A 15,957-nucleotide genomic window follows, 5' to 3' on the forward strand; every position below is an offset into this window, starting at 1 on the left:
AACTACTCGTTTCCCCCTTTCATTTCAATGCGAGATACTGACCCCAATCGAAAATCTCCAAGCTTGGCTTGAAGCCAGGCCGCCTTGAAAGAACTCCCTCATGTCCGCCATTGTTTTGAAATCCGAAGTCGCGCGCCCAAACCGCATCCGCCCGCTGCTCGACTGGCTGCGCCATGCCCGTATTGCCATCAACCTGCCGCCGCAGGATTCCGGATATCTGTCGGATGCGCATTTGCGTGACATCGGCCTGCGACGCACCGACATTGCCCGCAGCGTATCGGACGCGCCGCAGCGGCTCGGCCTGCTCGATCTCGGCTGGCAGCCACCCCGTTCCAACAAGCACCGGTAATCCAGCCGACTCGTCGCTCTATTCCGCTTCCGCCGGGATCATCGCCCGGCAGAAGCAGAATCCTGACCTAGCGCACCACCTTCATCACCGTGCGAGCTGACAACAGCGGCAACAGCCGCGCCATGGTTTGCGCGGAGACGGCGACGCAGCCTTGCGTCGGCGTATAGCCCGGACGCGCCAGATGGAAGAAGATGGCGCTGCCGCGCCCGCGCCGGCGTGGCGCGATGTTCCAGTCGAGCACCAGGCACGCGTCGTAGAGCCGGTCGTCGCGCTTCATGCGCTCGTGGCTGGCGCCGTAGGGGATCGTCACCGGCCGGTTGTAGTTGCGGTCATCCGGCACCTCGCACCAGCCGAGATCCGGTCCGATCGTCGCCATTGCAAGGCGCGTGCGTCGCGCCTTGGCGAAATGGTCGTTACGGAAATAACCGGAGCGGATGCGCATCGAAGCAAGCGGCGTGGCGCCGTCGCCCTCCCGCTTGTTCGACGAAATCCCGCCACTACCCAGAGCACAGGGAAACACCAGGCTGCCGGCCTGCAGCAGGCCCTTGGTTCCGTCGCCAGGCCGCGCACGCACGACCAATATGCGAAGACCTGTTGGTTGCGCCTTGTTCGCCCCATTGCGCACAAGGTTTTTCGGATATGATAGAACCATGGAACAAATTACCGTGATCGGCTGTTGTAGCCGACAGCTTCCGCATAAACGGTCGTCGGTCAACGGCGTCCTAACATTTTGTGATTTTGAAACAACGGATTGATCCATGACTTCACGCACCATCCTGGTTGTCGACGATGACGAAGACCTGCGCGGCACGCTGGCCGAGCAATTGTCGCTCTACGAGGAATTCGACGTGCTTCAGGAGACGACCGCGGCCAAGGGCATCGCCACCGCCCGCGCCGGCATGATCGACCTGCTCATCATGGACGTCGGTTTGCCGGATATGGACGGTCGCGAGGCGGTGAAGTTGCTGCGCAAGGGCGGCTATAAGGCGCCGATCATCATGCTGACCGGCCATGACACCGATTCCGACACGATCCTGGGGTTGGAAGCCGGCGCCAACGATTATGTGACCAAGCCTTTCCGCTTCGCCGTGCTGCTTGCCCGCATCCGCGCCCAGCTGCGCCAGCACGAGCAGAGCGAAGACGCCACCTTCTCGGTCGGCCCCTACACATTCAAGCCCAGCCAGAAGCTTTTGATCGACCAGCGCGGCAGCAAGGTGCGGCTCACCGAAAAAGAGGCATCGATCATCAAATACCTCTATCGGGCCGAGCAGAAGGTGGTGACCCGCGACGTGCTTCTGGAAGAAGTGTGGGGCTACAATTCTGGCGTCACCACGCACACACTGGAAACCCACGTCTATCGCCTGCGCCAGAAGATCGAGCACGATCCGTCGAACGCGGCGATCCTCGTCACCGAAAGCGGCGGCTACAAGCTGGTGCCCTGAACAGCTTCCGCGCGCCCGCGCGGACTTAACTTCGCTGTTTCCCGGATTCGATTTCTTCAGCGCCGCACCGCGGCGCCGTGCTTTGGCCGCAAAAGCGGAGCGTGCCAGCCTCGTGGCTCGGCGCGGTGACGGTTGCCGCGCGCTTGACCACTCTTTTCGTCGCCCGCTGCCCTCACCGATGAGATTCTGTTAAAGGCTCTATATTATTGGTCAATTAATTGTATTTGGCCGAAGGCGATTCAGGGCGGGGTCGCAAAACGGAGGGAACGACCTGTCGGTCCGGGGACATAGCTGATGGCGCTGGATGACGACATACGCATCCTCTCCACCGTGCGGCTCTTCGAGGGCTTCACGGCGGAACAGTTGCGCCTGCTCGCTTTCGGCGCGGAGACGACTTCGTTGCCGGCGGAGAGAAAGCTCTATCGCGAGGATGACGAGGCCGATTCGGCCTATGTCGTCATCAGCGGCTCCATCGCCCTCTACCGCGAAGCCGAGGGCACCCGCATCATCATCGGCACGGCTGGCCCCGGTGCGATCCTGGGCGAACTGGCACTGATTGCCGACACCCGGCGGCTGACCAGCGCATCGGCAGCGGCCGATTCGCAGGTTCTTCGCCTCAACCGCAAGATGTTTCGACGCATCCTCGAAGAATACCCCGATATCGCCGTTCACCTGCATCAACGCATCACCGACGAACTTCAGGCGCTGATCGAACGCATCGAAGCGCTGGCACCGCGCTTCGCTGGCTGAGGCATTCCGACATGGACGCGACCTTCACACTCGTCCGTGCCAGGGAGGATGACCTCCCTTTCATCATGGCGACGGAACGGCTTGACGGTTACGACAGGCTGGTCGGCCGTTGGGACGAGCGGCGCCATCGAGAGGCGATGGTAGATGGCAGCCACGCCTATTTCGTCGGCTACGAAGGCGAGGCGCCCGCCGGCTTTTCCATTTTGCGCTTCTGGAACGCGATCGAACGCGTAACCCTGGTTCGCCGCCTGGCGGTCGTCAGTCCGGGACAAGGCCAGGGACGACGCTTGCTGAATGCCGTTGTTTCACGCGCCTTCATGGAAACCGAACTCCATCGCCTCGTCATCAGTCTGTTCCCGGAAAACCTGCGCGCCCGCCGCATGTACGAAGCGGTCGGTTTCCAGGCCGAAGGGGTCGCGCGCGGCAACGCCTTCTTCGGCGGGCAATTTCACGATGAACTGGTGATGGCGTTGCTGAGACCCGAATGGGAAGCCCGGCAGGCACTGGCCGCGTCGGCTGACACGATCAGAGGCTGAACCGCGCGATCACCGGGACATGATCCGACGGCCGCTCCCAGCCGCGAGCGGTACGCAGGATCTCATAACCTTCGAACGCCGGCACCAGGTTGTTCGACGACCAGATATGGTCGAGCCGGCGGCCGCGATTGGAGATTTCCCAATCGGCCGCCCGATAGCTCCACCAGGTATAGAGCTTCTCATCGACCGGCACATTGAGACGCATCAGGTCGGCCCAGGCACCTGCCTTGCGCATGGCCTCGAAACTCTCCGTCTCGACTGGCGTGTGACTGACCACATTGAGCAGTTGCTTGTGCGACCAGACGTCGTGTTCGAGCGGCGCGATGTTGAGGTCGCCGACCAGGATTGAGCCTGCCCCGTCGGGCTGGTCGGCGCGCACGTCGTGCATTTCCTGGACGAAACCGAGCTTGTGCTTGAACTTCGGATTGATCGCGGGATCGGGTTCGTCGCCGCCGGCCGGCACGTAAAAATTATGAAGCAGGATCGCCTTGTCGCCGGCCTTGAAACGCACCGAGATGTGCCGGCTGTCCTCGATCTCGCAGAAGCGGCGCTTTTCCACGATTTCGATCGGCCGCCGCGATACGGTGGCAACGCCGTGATAGCCTTTCTGCCCATGGATGGCGATGTGCTCGTAGCCGAGCTTGCGGAAGGCCGCCGCCGGGAAAAGATCATCCGGACATTTGGTTTCCTGAAGGCACAGAATGTCGGGATTCCGTTCAGCGATCAGCTGCTCGACCAGCGGCATGCGCAGCCGCACCGAGTTGATGTTCCAGGTTGCCAGCGTAAAGGCCATTCGCGTGTTCCGAACCCGTGCCCGTTAAGCCGGCGGGCTCAAGCGAAGGCATCATCGACAGAAAGATTGGGGCGGAACCTGCCAGCCTCAGGCTGCAAAGACAAGCCGGAGGGTAGCGCAACACGACTGCGTTGCACATTTCCACAGAAGTCGTCGAGGAACCGGCAACTGCGGAAGCGTTGCCTAAACTGCCTCAGCGCATACCCTTGTTGACGTTGAGTTCGCGATTGGCGGTGTAGTCGATCTTGAACGTGTCGGGCGCGAAGCTGACGCCCTCCTTGGTGTTGAATATCATCACCGTGGTGTCCTTGCCCTGCGCGTCGGTGATCGTCCATTGGCGCAGTTCATAGGTCTTCGGATCGAACATCATGGTGATGGTCGAATTGCCGAACACCTGCTTGTCCGACAACTTGATGGTGATGAGGTCTTCCTCTTCCTTGACGCTCTTCACGCGGTCGCCCGACAGGTCGATCCTGTCTTCAAGCAAAAGCTTCAGCGGCGTCTTCGACAGAGGATAGAGATCGGAAGTCTGGAGCTTCTTGTTGAGCAGCACGACCGACTGACCGTCGGAGATCACCTTGAAATTGTTGGCGCCGTCATAGTTGAAACGGATCTTGCCCGGACGCTCGAGGAAGAACTTGCCGCCGGTCTGCTCGCCTTTCGGCCCGAACTGCACGAACTCACCCGTCATCGACTTTACCGACGAGAAATGATCGGCGATCTTCTGCGCCGCAGGCGGCACGCTGGCCTGGGCAGCCGCGACGGGCAGGAAGCCCGGCACGACGTTGACGGCAGCGGCACCGGTCACCATCAGGCCGAGCCCAAGCAGGCGCCGCCGCGTCATGGTCAGGCCGATGGTCGCTCCGAAAAGGTCGTCTTTCATGCAGCTCGCTCTTGTCTGGTTGTTCCGGACAGGTGGTGAACCCTCAGTTGGGCTTTAGTTTGACCGTCCCCGCCTCAGAGCTTGTCGTCTTCCGTCGGCACCAGAATCTCGCGCTTGCCGGCGTGGTTGGCCGCACCGACGATGCCTTCCTTCTCCATCCGCTCGATGATCGAGGCAGCGCGGTTGTAGCCGATGCCGAGGCGCCGCTGGATGTAGCTGGTCGAGGCCTTGCCGTCGCGCAGCACCACCGCGACCGCCTGGTCGTAAGGGTCGTCGGACTCGTCGAAATTGCCACCGCCGCCGCCTGAGCCGCCGCGGCCTGACGGTTCATCACCATCCTCCTCGTCGTCCTCGGTGATCGCGTCGAGATATTCAGGCACGCCCTGCAATTTCAGGTGCTGCACCACCTTCTCGACCTCGTCGTCGGCGACGAACGGGCCGTGCACGCGCTGGATGCGGCCGCCGCCGGCCATGTAGAGCATGTCGCCCATGCCGAGCAGTTGTTCGGCGCCCTGCTCGCCAAGGATGGTGCGGCTGTCGATCTTCGACGTCACCTGGAAGGAGATACGGGTCGGGAAGTTGGCCTTGATCGTGCCGGTGATGACGTCGACCGACGGGCGCTGCGTCGCCATGATGACGTGGATGCCGGCCGCGCGCGCCATCTGGGCGAGGCGCTGGACGGCGCCCTCGATATCCTTGCCGGCCACCATCATCAGGTCGGCCATCTCGTCGATGATGACGACGATGTAAGGCATCGGCTCGAGGTCGAGATTCTCGGTTTCGTAGATCGCCTCGCCGGTCTGGCGATCGAAGCCGGTCTGCACCGTACGCGAGATCTTCTCGCCCTTCTTCTCGGCCTGCGCCACGCGCTGATTGAAGCCGTCGATGTTGCGCACGCCGACCTTGGACATCTTGCGGTAGCGGTCTTCCATCTCCCGCACCGTCCATTTCAGCGCCACCACTGCCTTCTTCGGGTCGGTGACGACGGGCGTGAGGAGATGCGGAATGCCGTCATAGACCGACAATTCGAGCATCTTCGGATCGATCATGATGAGGCGGCATTCTTCCGGCCTCAGCCGGTAGAGCAGCGACAGGATCATGGTGTTGATGGCGACCGACTTGCCGGAACCGGTGGTACCGGCCACCAGCACGTGCGGCATCTTGGCGATGTCGACGATGACCGGCTCGCCATTGATCGTCTTGCCGAGCGCCAGCGCCAGCTTGGCCTTGCTCTCCTCGAAATCGCGGCTGGCCAGGATTTCGCGCAGGTAGACCATTTCGCGCTTGGCGTTGGGCAGTTCGATGCCGATGGCGTTGCGGCCGGGCACGACGGCGACACGGGCGGCGATCGCGCTCATCGAGCGGGCGATGTCGTCGGCCAAGCCGATGACCCGGCTGGATTTGATGCCGGGCGCCGGCTCCAGTTCGTAGAGGGTGACGACGGGGCCGGGCCGCACATGGATGATCTCGCCCTTGACGCCGAAATCCTCGAGAACGCCTTCGAGCAGTCGCGCATTCTGTTCCAGCGCATCCTTGGACAGGCTGGCGTCGCGCACCACGCTCTTTGGTTCCGACAGGAAATGCAGCGACGGCATTTCGAAACTGTTGGCGGCAATCAGCGAAGTCTGTGCCTCGCGCTGCACGCGCGCGCCCTGGGTGGGCCGGGGCGCCGGCGCCTCGACACGGGTCGCGGCATCGGAACGGAAGTTGCGGACCTGCGTGCTGGCCCCGGCCGGCGCCGCGGCGCGCGGGGCGGCCACGGGCAGGCTCTGCGGATAATCGTCCTCGTCGCGCTCGAAATCGGCGCCGTCGAAACCGTCATTGTCGTAATCGTCCGCATGGGCGGAGCCGCCGGCCACGGGATCGACCGCGACATGGCGATCGTTGACCATCGCCGCGAAGAACTTCGGCTCGACACGGGCGCGGCCGGTCGTGCTCATATGGGCTTCGGCGAGTTCCGCCGATTCGACACGGTCGGCGGCGCGGCGCCACGCGCTTTCGCGCGCCGGCATTTCCGCGAAATCGAATTCCTCTTCCTCCTGGCGCCGCTTGGCGGCGGCGCGGCGATGCATCCAGGCGCGGAACGACAGCCACCAATGGGTGATGGCGCCGAGCGCCAGCAATCCGCCATTGTCGTCGTCGTCCTCCTCGTTCTCGAAAAGGATCGAGTCGCGATCTTCCTCCGCCTTGCGGCGCTTCGGCTCCTGCTCCTCAATGACCGCAAAGCCGTTGCTGCGCGCGATCAGCCCCGAACCATAAGCAAACAGCCAAAGCGTCGGCGCGACCAGCAGGATGGCAATGACGCTGGCGGCGACACCGGTCGGATAACCGCCCAGGAAAAGACCGGGCACCTTCAGCACCATGTCGCCGAAGACGCCACCGAGACCGCTCGGCAGCGGCCAGGTCTTGGGCGGCACCACGCAACCCGCCATGCCGGCGGCAAGCAGCGAGAAACCGAACCAGGACACGCCGCGGCGCGGCAGCTTGTCGACGCCGCGGGCCGAAAACAGCAGGAAACCCCAGATGATCGCCGGCACCACCGCGGCAACCGCCGACAGGCCGAAGAACTGGGTCGCCAGATCCGAGAACACCGCGCCAGGATAGCCCATCGCATTGGTGACGTGATTGTCGGTGGCATGCGAGAACGAAGGATCGGCAACGTTCCAGGTAGCCAGCGCGGCCACGCCGAAAGCGACGAAGGCGAACAGCGCCCCACCGACGAGCCGGCCGGCCTGCCGCCGCAGGAACGCCTGGAACCCGTGCCCGGTATTGGTCAGCGCGAGCGGTGCCGATGCCCCTGAACGCATGCATTTCCCCGTCAGTCATTGCCTGGGCCGGAAGCAGCGCGCACTCCGGCAGATTCGAAGACCAGACTATCGGGGGGAAGGTTAAGGCAGCATTAACCATGGCGATTTTGCGTGCCAGTCGGCGCGCAAAAAAGGGCCCGGATTGCTCCGGGCCCAAGCGCGTGAGTGCGTTCGCAGCGGCTCACGACGGGATCTTTTCTTCTTCGTAGTGCGTATCCCGCAGGCGGGCGCCGGCTACTGCACGACTTCGCCGTGCAGGGTCACGTCCAGCCCCTCGACCTCCTCCTGCTTGCTCGGACGCAGTCCGACCAGAGCCTTGACCACATGGAGGATCACGAAGCTGACGACCGCGGTCCAGAGAATGGTGAAACCGATGCCGTAGAGCTGCTTGGCAACCGAAGCATCCTTGCCGAGCGCGTTGATGGCCGGGTCGGCGAAGACACCGGTCAGCAGCGCACCGATGATGCCGCCGATGCCGTGCACGCCGAAAGCATCGAGCGAATCGTCGTAGCCGAGCGCATGCTTGAGCTTCACCGCGGCGAAGTAGCAGACGATGCCCGCCACGATGCCGATGATGAAGGCGCCCGTGGGATTGACGAAGCCCGATGCCGGCGTCACCGCGACAAGACCGGCGACGGCGCCCGAGATGATACCCAGCACCGAGGGCTTCTTGGCGACAAGCCATTCCGTGAACATCCAGGCAAGGCCGGCGGCGGCGGTGGCAACCTGCGTGTTCATCATCGCAGCGCCGGCCAGGCCGTCGGCCGCGAGTTCGGAACCCGCATTGAAGCCGAACCAGCCGACCCACAGCAGCGAGGCGCCGATCACCGCGTAGACGAGATTATAGGGCGCCATGTTGACGGTTCCGTAGCCCTCGCGCTTGCCGAGCACCAGGGCGCAGACCAGGCCGGCGACGCCGGCATTGATGTGGACGACCGTACCGCCCGCGAAGTCCAGCACGCCGGCCGAACCGAGGAACCCACCGCCCCAGACCCAATGCGCGATCGGCGCATAAACGAAGATCAGCCACAGACCGCTGAACAGAAGCAGCGCCGAGAACTTCATGCGCTCGGCGAAGGCGCCGGCGATCAGCGCTGGCGTGATGATGGCAAACGTCATCTGGAACATCGAGAAGACGAATTCCGGGATGTTGGAGACACCCGGCAGCCACAGCGTCGAGACCGTGATGCCCTTGTGCATCACCTTCGAAAAGCCGCCGATGAAGCTGTTCCACGAACCGCCGTCGGAAAAGGCCAGCGAATAGCCGACGACGAACCACAACACCGTGACAAGGCAGCAGATCGCGAAGCTTTGCATGATGGTGGCAAGCACGTTCTTCTTGCGCACCATGCCGCCATAGAACAGGGCGAGGCCTGGAATGGTCATCATCAGGACCAGGGCCGTCGAGGTCAGCATCCACGCCGTGTTGCCGGTGTCCAGGGTTGGCGTCGGCGCGGCCGCAGCCGGTGCCGGGGTGGCGGTTTGGGCATAGGCGGCGAGGGTGCCCAGCAGCCCGACGAGAGCAGTCAGCGGCGCGACGCGCCCTGCCGTCTTCAGCTTGGGAAGAATATTCATCGATATCTCCATGGAGGTGCGTGACCCGCTCACAGCGCGTCGGTGTCTGTTTCGCCGGTGCGGATGCGCACGGCCTGGTCGATGCCGAAGACGAAGACCTTGCCGTCGCCGATCTGGCCGGTTTTGGCGGCGCTTGTTATCGCCTCGACCGCCCTGTCGACGAGGTCGGTCGCAACGGCGACCTCGACCTTGATCTTTGGAAGGAAGGAGACGGCATATTCCGCCCCGCGATAGATTTCCGTGTGCCCCTTCTGACGCCCGTAGCCTTTGACTTCGGTGACGGTCAGGCCCTGGATGCCGACGGCGGTGAGCGCCTCGCGCACCTCGTCCAGCTTGAACGGCTTGATGATAGCCATCACGATCTTCATCAGGATTCGCCCTTTGTTCGTTGCGGTCCCCGCGTTCCACGCGACATCGCCGGCCTCGACATGGGTCGGCGATGCCCATGGCAATTCAAGCTCCGTGCCAAATGCCGAAACGACAAGCTAAGCCATTGAAGATAAAAGATTGTCGAGCGGAGGGGCGCCGGCCGCTGTACAGAGGCCACCCATCAATTGCCCATCAATTGAGCAAATTGATAAAAATGCCTATTCTGTAGGCGACCGCTTGAGGCGGATCAGGCCTTCCTGCGCCACCGAGGCGATCAGCGTGCCGTCCCGGGCAAACAGCGAGCCGCGCGTGAAGCCGCGCGCACCCTGGGTCGAGGGACTGTCCTGTGTGTAGAGGATCCAGTCGTCGAGCGGATGGCTGCGATGGAACCACATCGAATGATCGAGGCTGGCTGCCTGGATATCACGGTCGAAGATGGCCCGGCCATGGGCAAAGGTGGATGTGTCGAGAAGCGTCATGTCCGACAGATAGGCGAGCACCGCGGCCTGCATCGCGCGGTCGTTCGGCACCGGCCCGGTCGTGCGGATCCAGATATTCTGCTTTGGCTCCAGCCGTTCCCGGCTGGTGTAGTGCTTGAGCATGATCGGCCGCATTTCGATCGGCCGTTCGCGTTGCCAGTAGCGCTTGATCCCCTCGGGCACCGCTTCGCCGAACTTCTCCAACAGGTCGCGCTGCGTCATCAGCGTGTCGGGCTCGGGAATGCCATGCGGCATTGGAACCTGGTGCTCGAGCCCGCCTTCGTCGAGCTGGAACGACGCTTCGAGCGAAAAGATGGCATGGCCATGCTGGACGGCGACGACGCGCCGCGTGGTGAAGGAGGAACCGTCGCGAATGCGGTCAACCTCGTAGACGATCGGCAGTTTTGTATCGCCAGGCCGCATGAAATAGCCGTGCAGGGAGTGGACGTGCCGATCGGCGTCGACGGTGCGCTGCGCGGCAACCAGCGCCTGCGCGATCGTCTGGCCGCCGAACACGCGCTGCCAGTCGGTTTGCGGGCTGCGACCACGGAACAGATTGTCTTCCAGCTTTTCCAGGTCGAGAATGCCGAGAAGCTCATTCATGGCTTGCGTCATGCGTTCGATCCTTGCCACGACTATAGGGCGGTTTCGGACAGCAACGGCGGCCAGTCAAGGCTTAAGCGGGTGCGGCCCGATACCGGCGGGCAGGAAAGGTGGCAGGACATGGCGTCGAAACGCGAATCGGAAGCGTCTCAGAACACGCGGCTCGACGTACTGATCGCCGGCGCCGGTTATGTCGGATTGGCCGCGGCCGTCTCGCTGAAACAGGCGCGCCCGGCTCTGCGGGTTGCGATCGTCGACGCGGCGCCCGCCGGCGTATGGCAGAAGGACGGCCGCGCCTCGGCGATCGCTGCCGCCGCCTCGCGCATGCTCGAACAGCTCGGCGTCTGGGCCGAGATCGCGCCAGGAGCCCAGGCGATAACCGAGATGATCGTGACGGATTCGCGCACCGCCGATCCCGTGCGGCCGGTCTTCCTGACTTTCGACGGTGAGATCGCCCCAGGTGAACCGTTCGCCCATATGGTCGCCAATCGCGACCTTAATGGCGCGCTGCGCCGCCAGGCGGACAGGCTAGGCATCGACCTGATCGAGGGCGTGGCCGTGCAATCCTTCGATGCCGGCGGCGGCGGCCTTACCGTCCACTTGGCCGATGGTGCAGCGCTACGCGCCCGCTTGCTGGTTGCCGCCGACGGCGTCAACTCGAAGCTGCGCGACATGGCCGGCATCAAGACCGTGAAGTGGGAATACGGCCAGTCCGGCATCGTCTGCACGGTGGCGCATGAACGACCCCACAATGGCCGCGCCGAAGAGCATTTCCTGCCGGCCGGGCCTTTCGCCACCTTGCCGCTGAAACCGGACAAGGATGGCAACAACCGTTCGTCCATCGTCTGGACCGAGCGCACCGACGATGCCCGCAAACTGGTCGAGGGCGACGATCTGGTCTTCGAGATGGAGCTGGAGCAACGCTTCGGCCTGAAGCTCGGCGAAATCCGCGCTGTCGACAAGCCGCGCGCCTGGCCACTCGGCCTGACACTTGCCCGCGCCTTCGTGGCGCCGCGCATAGCGCTGGCGGGCGATGCGGCGCATGGCATCCACCCGATCGCCGGGCAGGGTTTGAACCTCGGCTTCAAGGATGTCGCCGCGCTTGCGGAGGTCATCGTCGAAGCGGATCGGCTCGGCCAGGACATCGGCGCGCTTGATGTGCTCGAACGCTACCAGCAGTGGCGTCGCTTCGACACCATGCAGATGGGCGTCACCACCGATGTCCTGAACCGGCTGTTCTCCAACGACATCGCGCCGCTGCGCGCCGTGCGCGATATCGGGCTCGGCGTTGTCGAACGCATGCCGAGGCTGAAGGAGTTCTTCATCCGCCAGGCATCGGGCCTCGGCGGCGATACCCCACGGCTGCTCAAGGGCGAGGCGATATAGCCGCGCTTCCTCGGGCCATTGGCGCCGGTCTCGGGCCGGTCGAAAGAGGACCAATCGATAGCACGACTGGCTGTCCGGCAGGGTTGCCATGCTGGTTGCCTGCCAGGTCCGGCAACCTTATGGTCGCGCCATGAGCCTTGAATCCGTTCGCGCCTTCTTCGCCGCCAAAGCCCCGGACATTGAAGTCATCGTCACCGAGGCGAGCTCCGCCACCGTAGCCCTTGCCGCTCAAGCGCATGGTGTCGAACCGGACCAGATTGCCAAGACGATCTGCCTCAGGGTCGGCGATACGGCCATGCTGGTCGTTGCCGCCGGCACGGCGCGGCTCGACAACCGCAAGTTCAAGGACCGGTTCGGCGGCAAGGCGCGCATGCTGGAGGCCGAAGAGGTCGTCGCCCTCACCAGCCATCCGGTCGGCGGCGTCTGCGCCTTCGGCCTGCCGACACCGCTGCCGGTCTATTGCGATGTCTCGCTGAAAGCCTTCGACGAGGTGGTGCCGGCCGCCGGCGCCACCAATGCCGCGGTACGGCTCAATCCCGACCGCATGGCGGCGCTCGTCGGTGCCGAATGGGTCGATGTCTGCCAGGCACCGGCACCCGCGATCCAGGGCTGACCGCGCCGGTCAGGGCACCGGAATGTCGTAGATCGCACGCACCTCCACCATGCCCATCGCCGCCAGCGGGATGTCGGCTGCAATGGCGAGTGCCTCGTCGAGATCGCGCGCCTCGATCATCACGAAGCCGAGCAGCTGTTCCTTGGTTTCGGCGAACGGACCGTCGGTCACCAGCGTCTTGCCCTTGCGCTTGCGCACCACCTTGGCCGTCTTCACCGATTGCAGCGCCTGCGCCATGACCAGATGGCCGCTCTTTTCCAGTGCCACGTCATAAGCGAGCGAGTCGGCGTCGAGCGTTCTGCCCGCCTCGGCTGAAAGCGCATGCAACGCCGATTCCTCGTGATAGACTAGACAGATATATTGCATCGTTGTCTCCCTGTTGCAGCCCGCATGGCCCGCGCCTGCGTAGCGCCGTCCGCAGGACGGTTTGGCGGCAACAAAGCCGACATTTTTGCACGGCGATTTTTTCGTCCACCGATCCCATCGCCCCGCGAAGGATGTTGTGGCCTTGTCAGGCTGCGGCGCTATAGTCGGCCTCTTGCAACCACCCAGCCAGGAGAAAACCATGGACCGCACTGCAAAAGCCGTCTGGAAAGGCAATCTGAAGGAGGGTGGCGGCACCATCGACACCCAGAGCGGCGCGCTCAAGGCCACGCCCTATTCGTTCAAGACGCGTTTCGAGGATGAAAGCGGCAGGTCCGGCACCAATCCCGAGGAACTGATCGCGGCTGCCCATGCCGGCTGTTACGCCATGCAGCTTTCGCATTTCCTCGCCGAAAACGGCACGCCGGCGGCGAAGCTGGAAGCCAGCGCCGCGGTTAAGCTCACCCCCGGCACCGGCATCACCGAGAGCAACATCACGCTTGTCGGCGACGTTCCCGGCATCGATGCCGCAAAATTCCAGGAGCTGGCCGCCAAGGCCAAGGCCGAATGCCCGGTCTCGCGCGCGCTTGGCGCGATCAAGATTTCGTTGGACGCCAAACTGGCCTGATCGCGGGGACCAGGCCGCGTCGCCATCCAGGCTGCGCGGCCTTCTGCACCGCAGCCGATTGCGGCCTGCCGGTACCGGTCTTGCGGAACATCAGGACCATCACCGCCGCCGCCAGTATGATCTCGCTCAGATCAAACCGAGATGGGCTGCAAGCTCTCGGGCCGCGGCACCGCCGGCCCTGTTCGCTCCGATGGTGGAGGCCGACGGGCCGTAGCCGACCAGATGGATGCGAGGGTCCTTCTTCACCTCTGTCGCCAGCCGTCCGGTCATGACGATACCGCCATTGTCCTCGCGCAGCTGCAGCGGCGCCAGATGATCGAGCGAGCTGCGGAACCCCGTCGCCCACAAGATGACGTCGGCCTTCTGCATCGAACCGTCCGGCCACAGCACGCCATCTTCGGTGATCTCGCTGAACATCGGCAAGCGTTTCAACACACCGCGCTCCCTGGCGGCACGCAAAGCCGGCGTGAGCGGGATGCCGGTGACGGAAACCACCGACCCCGGAACCAGTCCGCGCCTGACCCTGTCCTCGACCATGGCGACGGCCGCGCGGCCGTCTTCCTGCACGAAGGGCGTGTCCCGGAAGCGCGGTTCGTGGCGGGTCACCCATGTCGTGCCCGCCACCTTGGAAATCTCGTCCAGATGCTGCAGCGCCGAAATCCCACCGCCCACGACGATCACATGCTGTCCCGCGAATTCGTCCGGGGTGCGATAGTCGTGTGAGTGAAGTTGCCGGCCCGTGAACTGCGCCGCGCCGGGATAATCGGGAATGACGGGCGTCTCCCAGGTTCCCGTGGCATTGATGATACCGCGCGCCGAGAACATCTCGCGGTCCGTCTCGATCCGCAGCCGTCCGGACCGCTCGCAGACGACCTTGACGGTGACGGGGCGATAGACCGGCAGCTCGAACTTGCGTTCATAGGCGGCAAAATATTCGGGCACCGCCACGGATGCCCTGGCTTCGCCGCTGGAGGTGTCGACGGCTTCGGAAAACTGCATGCCGGGCAGATCGTGCAGGCGATTGACGGTGCTGAGCGTCAGAGACGGCCAGCGGTGCTGCCAGGCACCACCTGGTGTCGGATTCCTGTCCAGCACGAGGAACTGCCGCCCGACGGCGAGGCCCAGCCTGCCGAGATGATAGGCCGACGACAGGCCCGCCTGGCCCGCGCCGATGACGACGATGTCGACCTTGAAGATTGTGTTTGTCGAAGCGGCCTGCTGCTCGGCCACGCTTATGCGCCTACGGCATCGAGCCGCGCCTTGAGCGCCGCCACGTCCTCTTCAAGCGTACGCACGCGTTCTTCCAGTTCACTCAGGGCCGAACCGGCAGGCGCGGCGGCACGCGCGGCCGGAGCCGGAATCGACGACACATCGACATCGCCCGAAAGCAGATGCGCGAAACGATCCTCGCGCTGACCCGGCGCACGGCCGATCTCCTTCACCAGCGGTGGGCGCCGGCCGACCAGCATGTCGAGTTCGGTTTGTACCGCTTCGGCCGAACCGAAATTGGCCATGCGATCAGTGCGGGTCTGCAATTCGTTGAGCGTCTGCGGCCCGCGCAGAAGCAGCATGGCGACCAGCGCGCTTTGCGGGGTCGTCAGGCTGAATTTTCGTGAAGCCATCTGCTCGTAGCGGTCGGCGCGCGATGCCATCATCCGCCGCGCCAGCCCCTTCTCCTCAAGCGACTTCAAGGTTCGGCTGATGTCGACCGGCTCCAATGCCATCACCGGTTCGCGCGAGGTCTTCTGGTTGGTCGCGGATTGCAGCGCGTTCAACGTCAGCGGATAGACGTCTGGCGTCAGAAGCTGCTTTTCCATCAGGCATCCGAGTACGCGGACTTCGAGAGCGTTGAGGTGAGGGAAGTCTTCACTGGACATTGGCGATTTACTCTATCGTGCAGACTATTTCTTCAACCCGCTCGTTCAAACGGTCAAGCTTGACGGGAGCGATCAGTTTCTCGGCAGCACGCACGCCAATCGTCTTCACATCCGGAAGGTTTCGGCTTGCGATCACATAGAACTGCCATTGCAGGGGGTCTCGATGATCCGCGTTTTCATCCGCAATGGTATGTAGTGACAACACATACATATGTGCGTTGCGGCCAGGTGAAGGGACCCATGTGTCGCCATCGACCCAAAACCCTGTGCGTGGTGCAATATCCCAGGACGCCTTTGAAAGCCGTGACTTCGACCAAGTCTGCAAAAGCGCGCTCTGCTTGACCTCCAGCTTTATGCTACCGCGCTCGAAATCATGTCCCGCATAGTCCGACGAACACCATTTCCAAGTGGGAAGTGCTGCGGCTACGATCGCTTCAACGATGACGGATCGGTAGACATTTGTAACAAGTGGTTTGCCAAAAATGGCTTCCGAGGCCAAAGCGA

18 protein-coding genes are annotated in these 15,957 nt (G+C 63.5%); 7 read left to right on the plus strand and 11 right to left on the minus strand.

Annotation, left to right across the window (positions count from 1 at the left end; translation table 11 throughout):
• Nucleotides 1-100: 100 nt before the first annotated feature.
• The gene (locus AB4136_RS01305; protein WP_024923101.1) at nt 101-349 is read left to right on the plus strand and encodes a hypothetical protein; all 249 of its coding nucleotides are present in this window, start codon (nt 101-103) and stop codon (nt 347-349) included.
• Between the two features lie 67 nt (nt 350-416).
• Here the strand turns inward: AB4136_RS01305 and AB4136_RS01310 are convergent, their stop codons facing one another.
• Complete coding sequence (locus AB4136_RS01310; RefSeq protein ID WP_024923102.1) at nt 417-932, minus strand: L,D-transpeptidase family protein; 516 nt, start codon at nt 930-932, stop codon at nt 417-419.
• A gap of 175 nt (nt 933-1,107) precedes the next feature.
• On the opposite strand from AB4136_RS01310, the gene AB4136_RS01315 reads away from it, so the two are divergent.
• From AB4136_RS01315 to AB4136_RS01325, 3 genes are all read left to right on the plus strand, one after another.
• Nucleotides 1,108-1,791 (plus strand): response regulator transcription factor, encoded by a 684-nt coding sequence (locus tag AB4136_RS01315; RefSeq protein WP_024923103.1) that lies wholly within the window; start codon nt 1,108-1,110, stop codon nt 1,789-1,791.
• A gap of 294 nt (nt 1,792-2,085) precedes the next feature.
• Nucleotides 2,086-2,541 carry a cyclic nucleotide-binding domain-containing protein gene (locus tag AB4136_RS01320; RefSeq protein WP_024923104.1) on the plus strand — a complete coding sequence of 152 codons (456 nt, stop codon included), beginning with the start codon at nt 2,086-2,088 and terminating at the stop codon, nt 2,539-2,541.
• 11 nt (nt 2,542-2,552) lie between these two features.
• Nucleotides 2,553-3,077: a GNAT family N-acetyltransferase gene (locus AB4136_RS01325; RefSeq protein WP_024923105.1), complete on the plus strand. Its 525-nt coding sequence runs from the start codon at nt 2,553-2,555 to the stop codon at nt 3,075-3,077.
• On the opposite strand, the gene AB4136_RS01330 is transcribed toward AB4136_RS01325, so the two are convergent.
• The 6 genes from AB4136_RS01330 to tesB form a co-directional block, all read right to left on the minus strand.
• Entirely contained in the window at nt 3,067-3,870 is an 804-nt protein-coding gene (locus tag AB4136_RS01330) for an exodeoxyribonuclease III (RefSeq protein ID WP_024923106.1), read from the minus strand. The two genes, AB4136_RS01325 and AB4136_RS01330, sit on opposite strands and share 11 nt — an antisense overlap.
• A 193-nt stretch (nt 3,871-4,063) precedes the next feature.
• Nucleotides 4,064-4,753 (minus strand): outer membrane lipoprotein carrier protein LolA, encoded by a 690-nt coding sequence (locus tag AB4136_RS01335; protein WP_024923107.1) that lies wholly within the window; start codon nt 4,751-4,753, stop codon nt 4,064-4,066.
• Between the two features lie 74 nt (nt 4,754-4,827).
• A complete protein-coding gene (locus AB4136_RS01340; RefSeq protein WP_024923108.1) occupies nt 4,828-7,560 on the minus strand; it encodes a DNA translocase FtsK in 2,733 nt (910 codons plus the stop codon).
• Between the two features lie 234 nt (nt 7,561-7,794).
• Nucleotides 7,795-9,135: an ammonium transporter gene (locus AB4136_RS01345; RefSeq protein ID WP_024923109.1), complete on the minus strand. Its 1,341-nt coding sequence runs from the start codon at nt 9,133-9,135 to the stop codon at nt 7,795-7,797.
• Between the two features lie 29 nt (nt 9,136-9,164).
• On the minus strand, nt 9,165-9,503 hold the full coding sequence (locus tag AB4136_RS01350; RefSeq protein WP_024923110.1) for a P-II family nitrogen regulator: 339 nt from the start codon (nt 9,501-9,503) through the stop codon (nt 9,165-9,167).
• A gap of 219 nt (nt 9,504-9,722) precedes the next feature.
• Nucleotides 9,723-10,598 (minus strand): acyl-CoA thioesterase II, encoded by an 876-nt coding sequence (gene tesB, locus AB4136_RS01355; RefSeq protein ID WP_024923111.1) that lies wholly within the window; start codon nt 10,596-10,598, stop codon nt 9,723-9,725.
• A 108-nt stretch (nt 10,599-10,706) separates the two neighbouring features.
• Here tesB and AB4136_RS01360 point away from each other — a divergent pair, with 108 nt between their 5' ends.
• Both AB4136_RS01360 and AB4136_RS01365 read left to right on the plus strand, forming a co-directional pair.
• Nucleotides 10,707-11,972: a ubiquinone biosynthesis hydroxylase gene (locus AB4136_RS01360; protein ID WP_137900370.1), complete on the plus strand. Its 1,266-nt coding sequence runs from the start codon at nt 10,707-10,709 to the stop codon at nt 11,970-11,972.
• Between the two features lie 130 nt (nt 11,973-12,102).
• Complete coding sequence (locus AB4136_RS01365) at nt 12,103-12,585, plus strand: YbaK/EbsC family protein (protein WP_024923113.1); 483 nt, start codon at nt 12,103-12,105, stop codon at nt 12,583-12,585.
• Between the two features lie 9 nt (nt 12,586-12,594).
• On the opposite strand, the gene AB4136_RS01370 is transcribed toward AB4136_RS01365, so the two are convergent.
• Complete coding sequence (locus AB4136_RS01370; protein ID WP_024923114.1) at nt 12,595-12,951, minus strand: YciI family protein; 357 nt, start codon at nt 12,949-12,951, stop codon at nt 12,595-12,597.
• Between the two features lie 199 nt (nt 12,952-13,150).
• Between AB4136_RS01370 and AB4136_RS01375 the strand changes: the two genes are divergently transcribed.
• Nucleotides 13,151-13,576, plus strand: coding sequence for an OsmC family protein (locus AB4136_RS01375; RefSeq protein WP_024923115.1), 426 nt, complete (start codon nt 13,151-13,153; stop codon nt 13,574-13,576).
• Between the two features lie 126 nt (nt 13,577-13,702).
• Here AB4136_RS01375 and AB4136_RS01380 read toward each other — a convergent pair whose 3' ends face one another.
• From AB4136_RS01380 to AB4136_RS01390, 3 genes are read right to left on the minus strand one after another with little or no spacing between them, the layout of a single operon-like run.
• Nucleotides 13,703-14,806: an NAD(P)-binding domain-containing protein gene (locus tag AB4136_RS01380; protein ID WP_024923116.1), complete on the minus strand. Its 1,104-nt coding sequence runs from the start codon at nt 14,804-14,806 to the stop codon at nt 13,703-13,705.
• A gap of 2 nt (nt 14,807-14,808) precedes the next feature.
• Entirely contained in the window at nt 14,809-15,453 is a 645-nt protein-coding gene (locus AB4136_RS01385; RefSeq protein WP_024923117.1) for a YceH family protein, read from the minus strand.
• 7 nt (nt 15,454-15,460) lie between these two features.
• Nucleotides 15,461-15,952: a hypothetical protein gene (locus tag AB4136_RS01390; RefSeq protein ID WP_137900369.1), complete on the minus strand. Its 492-nt coding sequence runs from the start codon at nt 15,950-15,952 to the stop codon at nt 15,461-15,463.
• Nucleotides 15,953-15,957: the final 5 nt, after the last annotated feature.

The organism is Mesorhizobium sp. 2RAF21, from assembly GCF_052115345.1.
Classification (GTDB): Bacteria; Pseudomonadota; Alphaproteobacteria; order Rhizobiales; family Rhizobiaceae; genus Mesorhizobium; species Mesorhizobium terrae.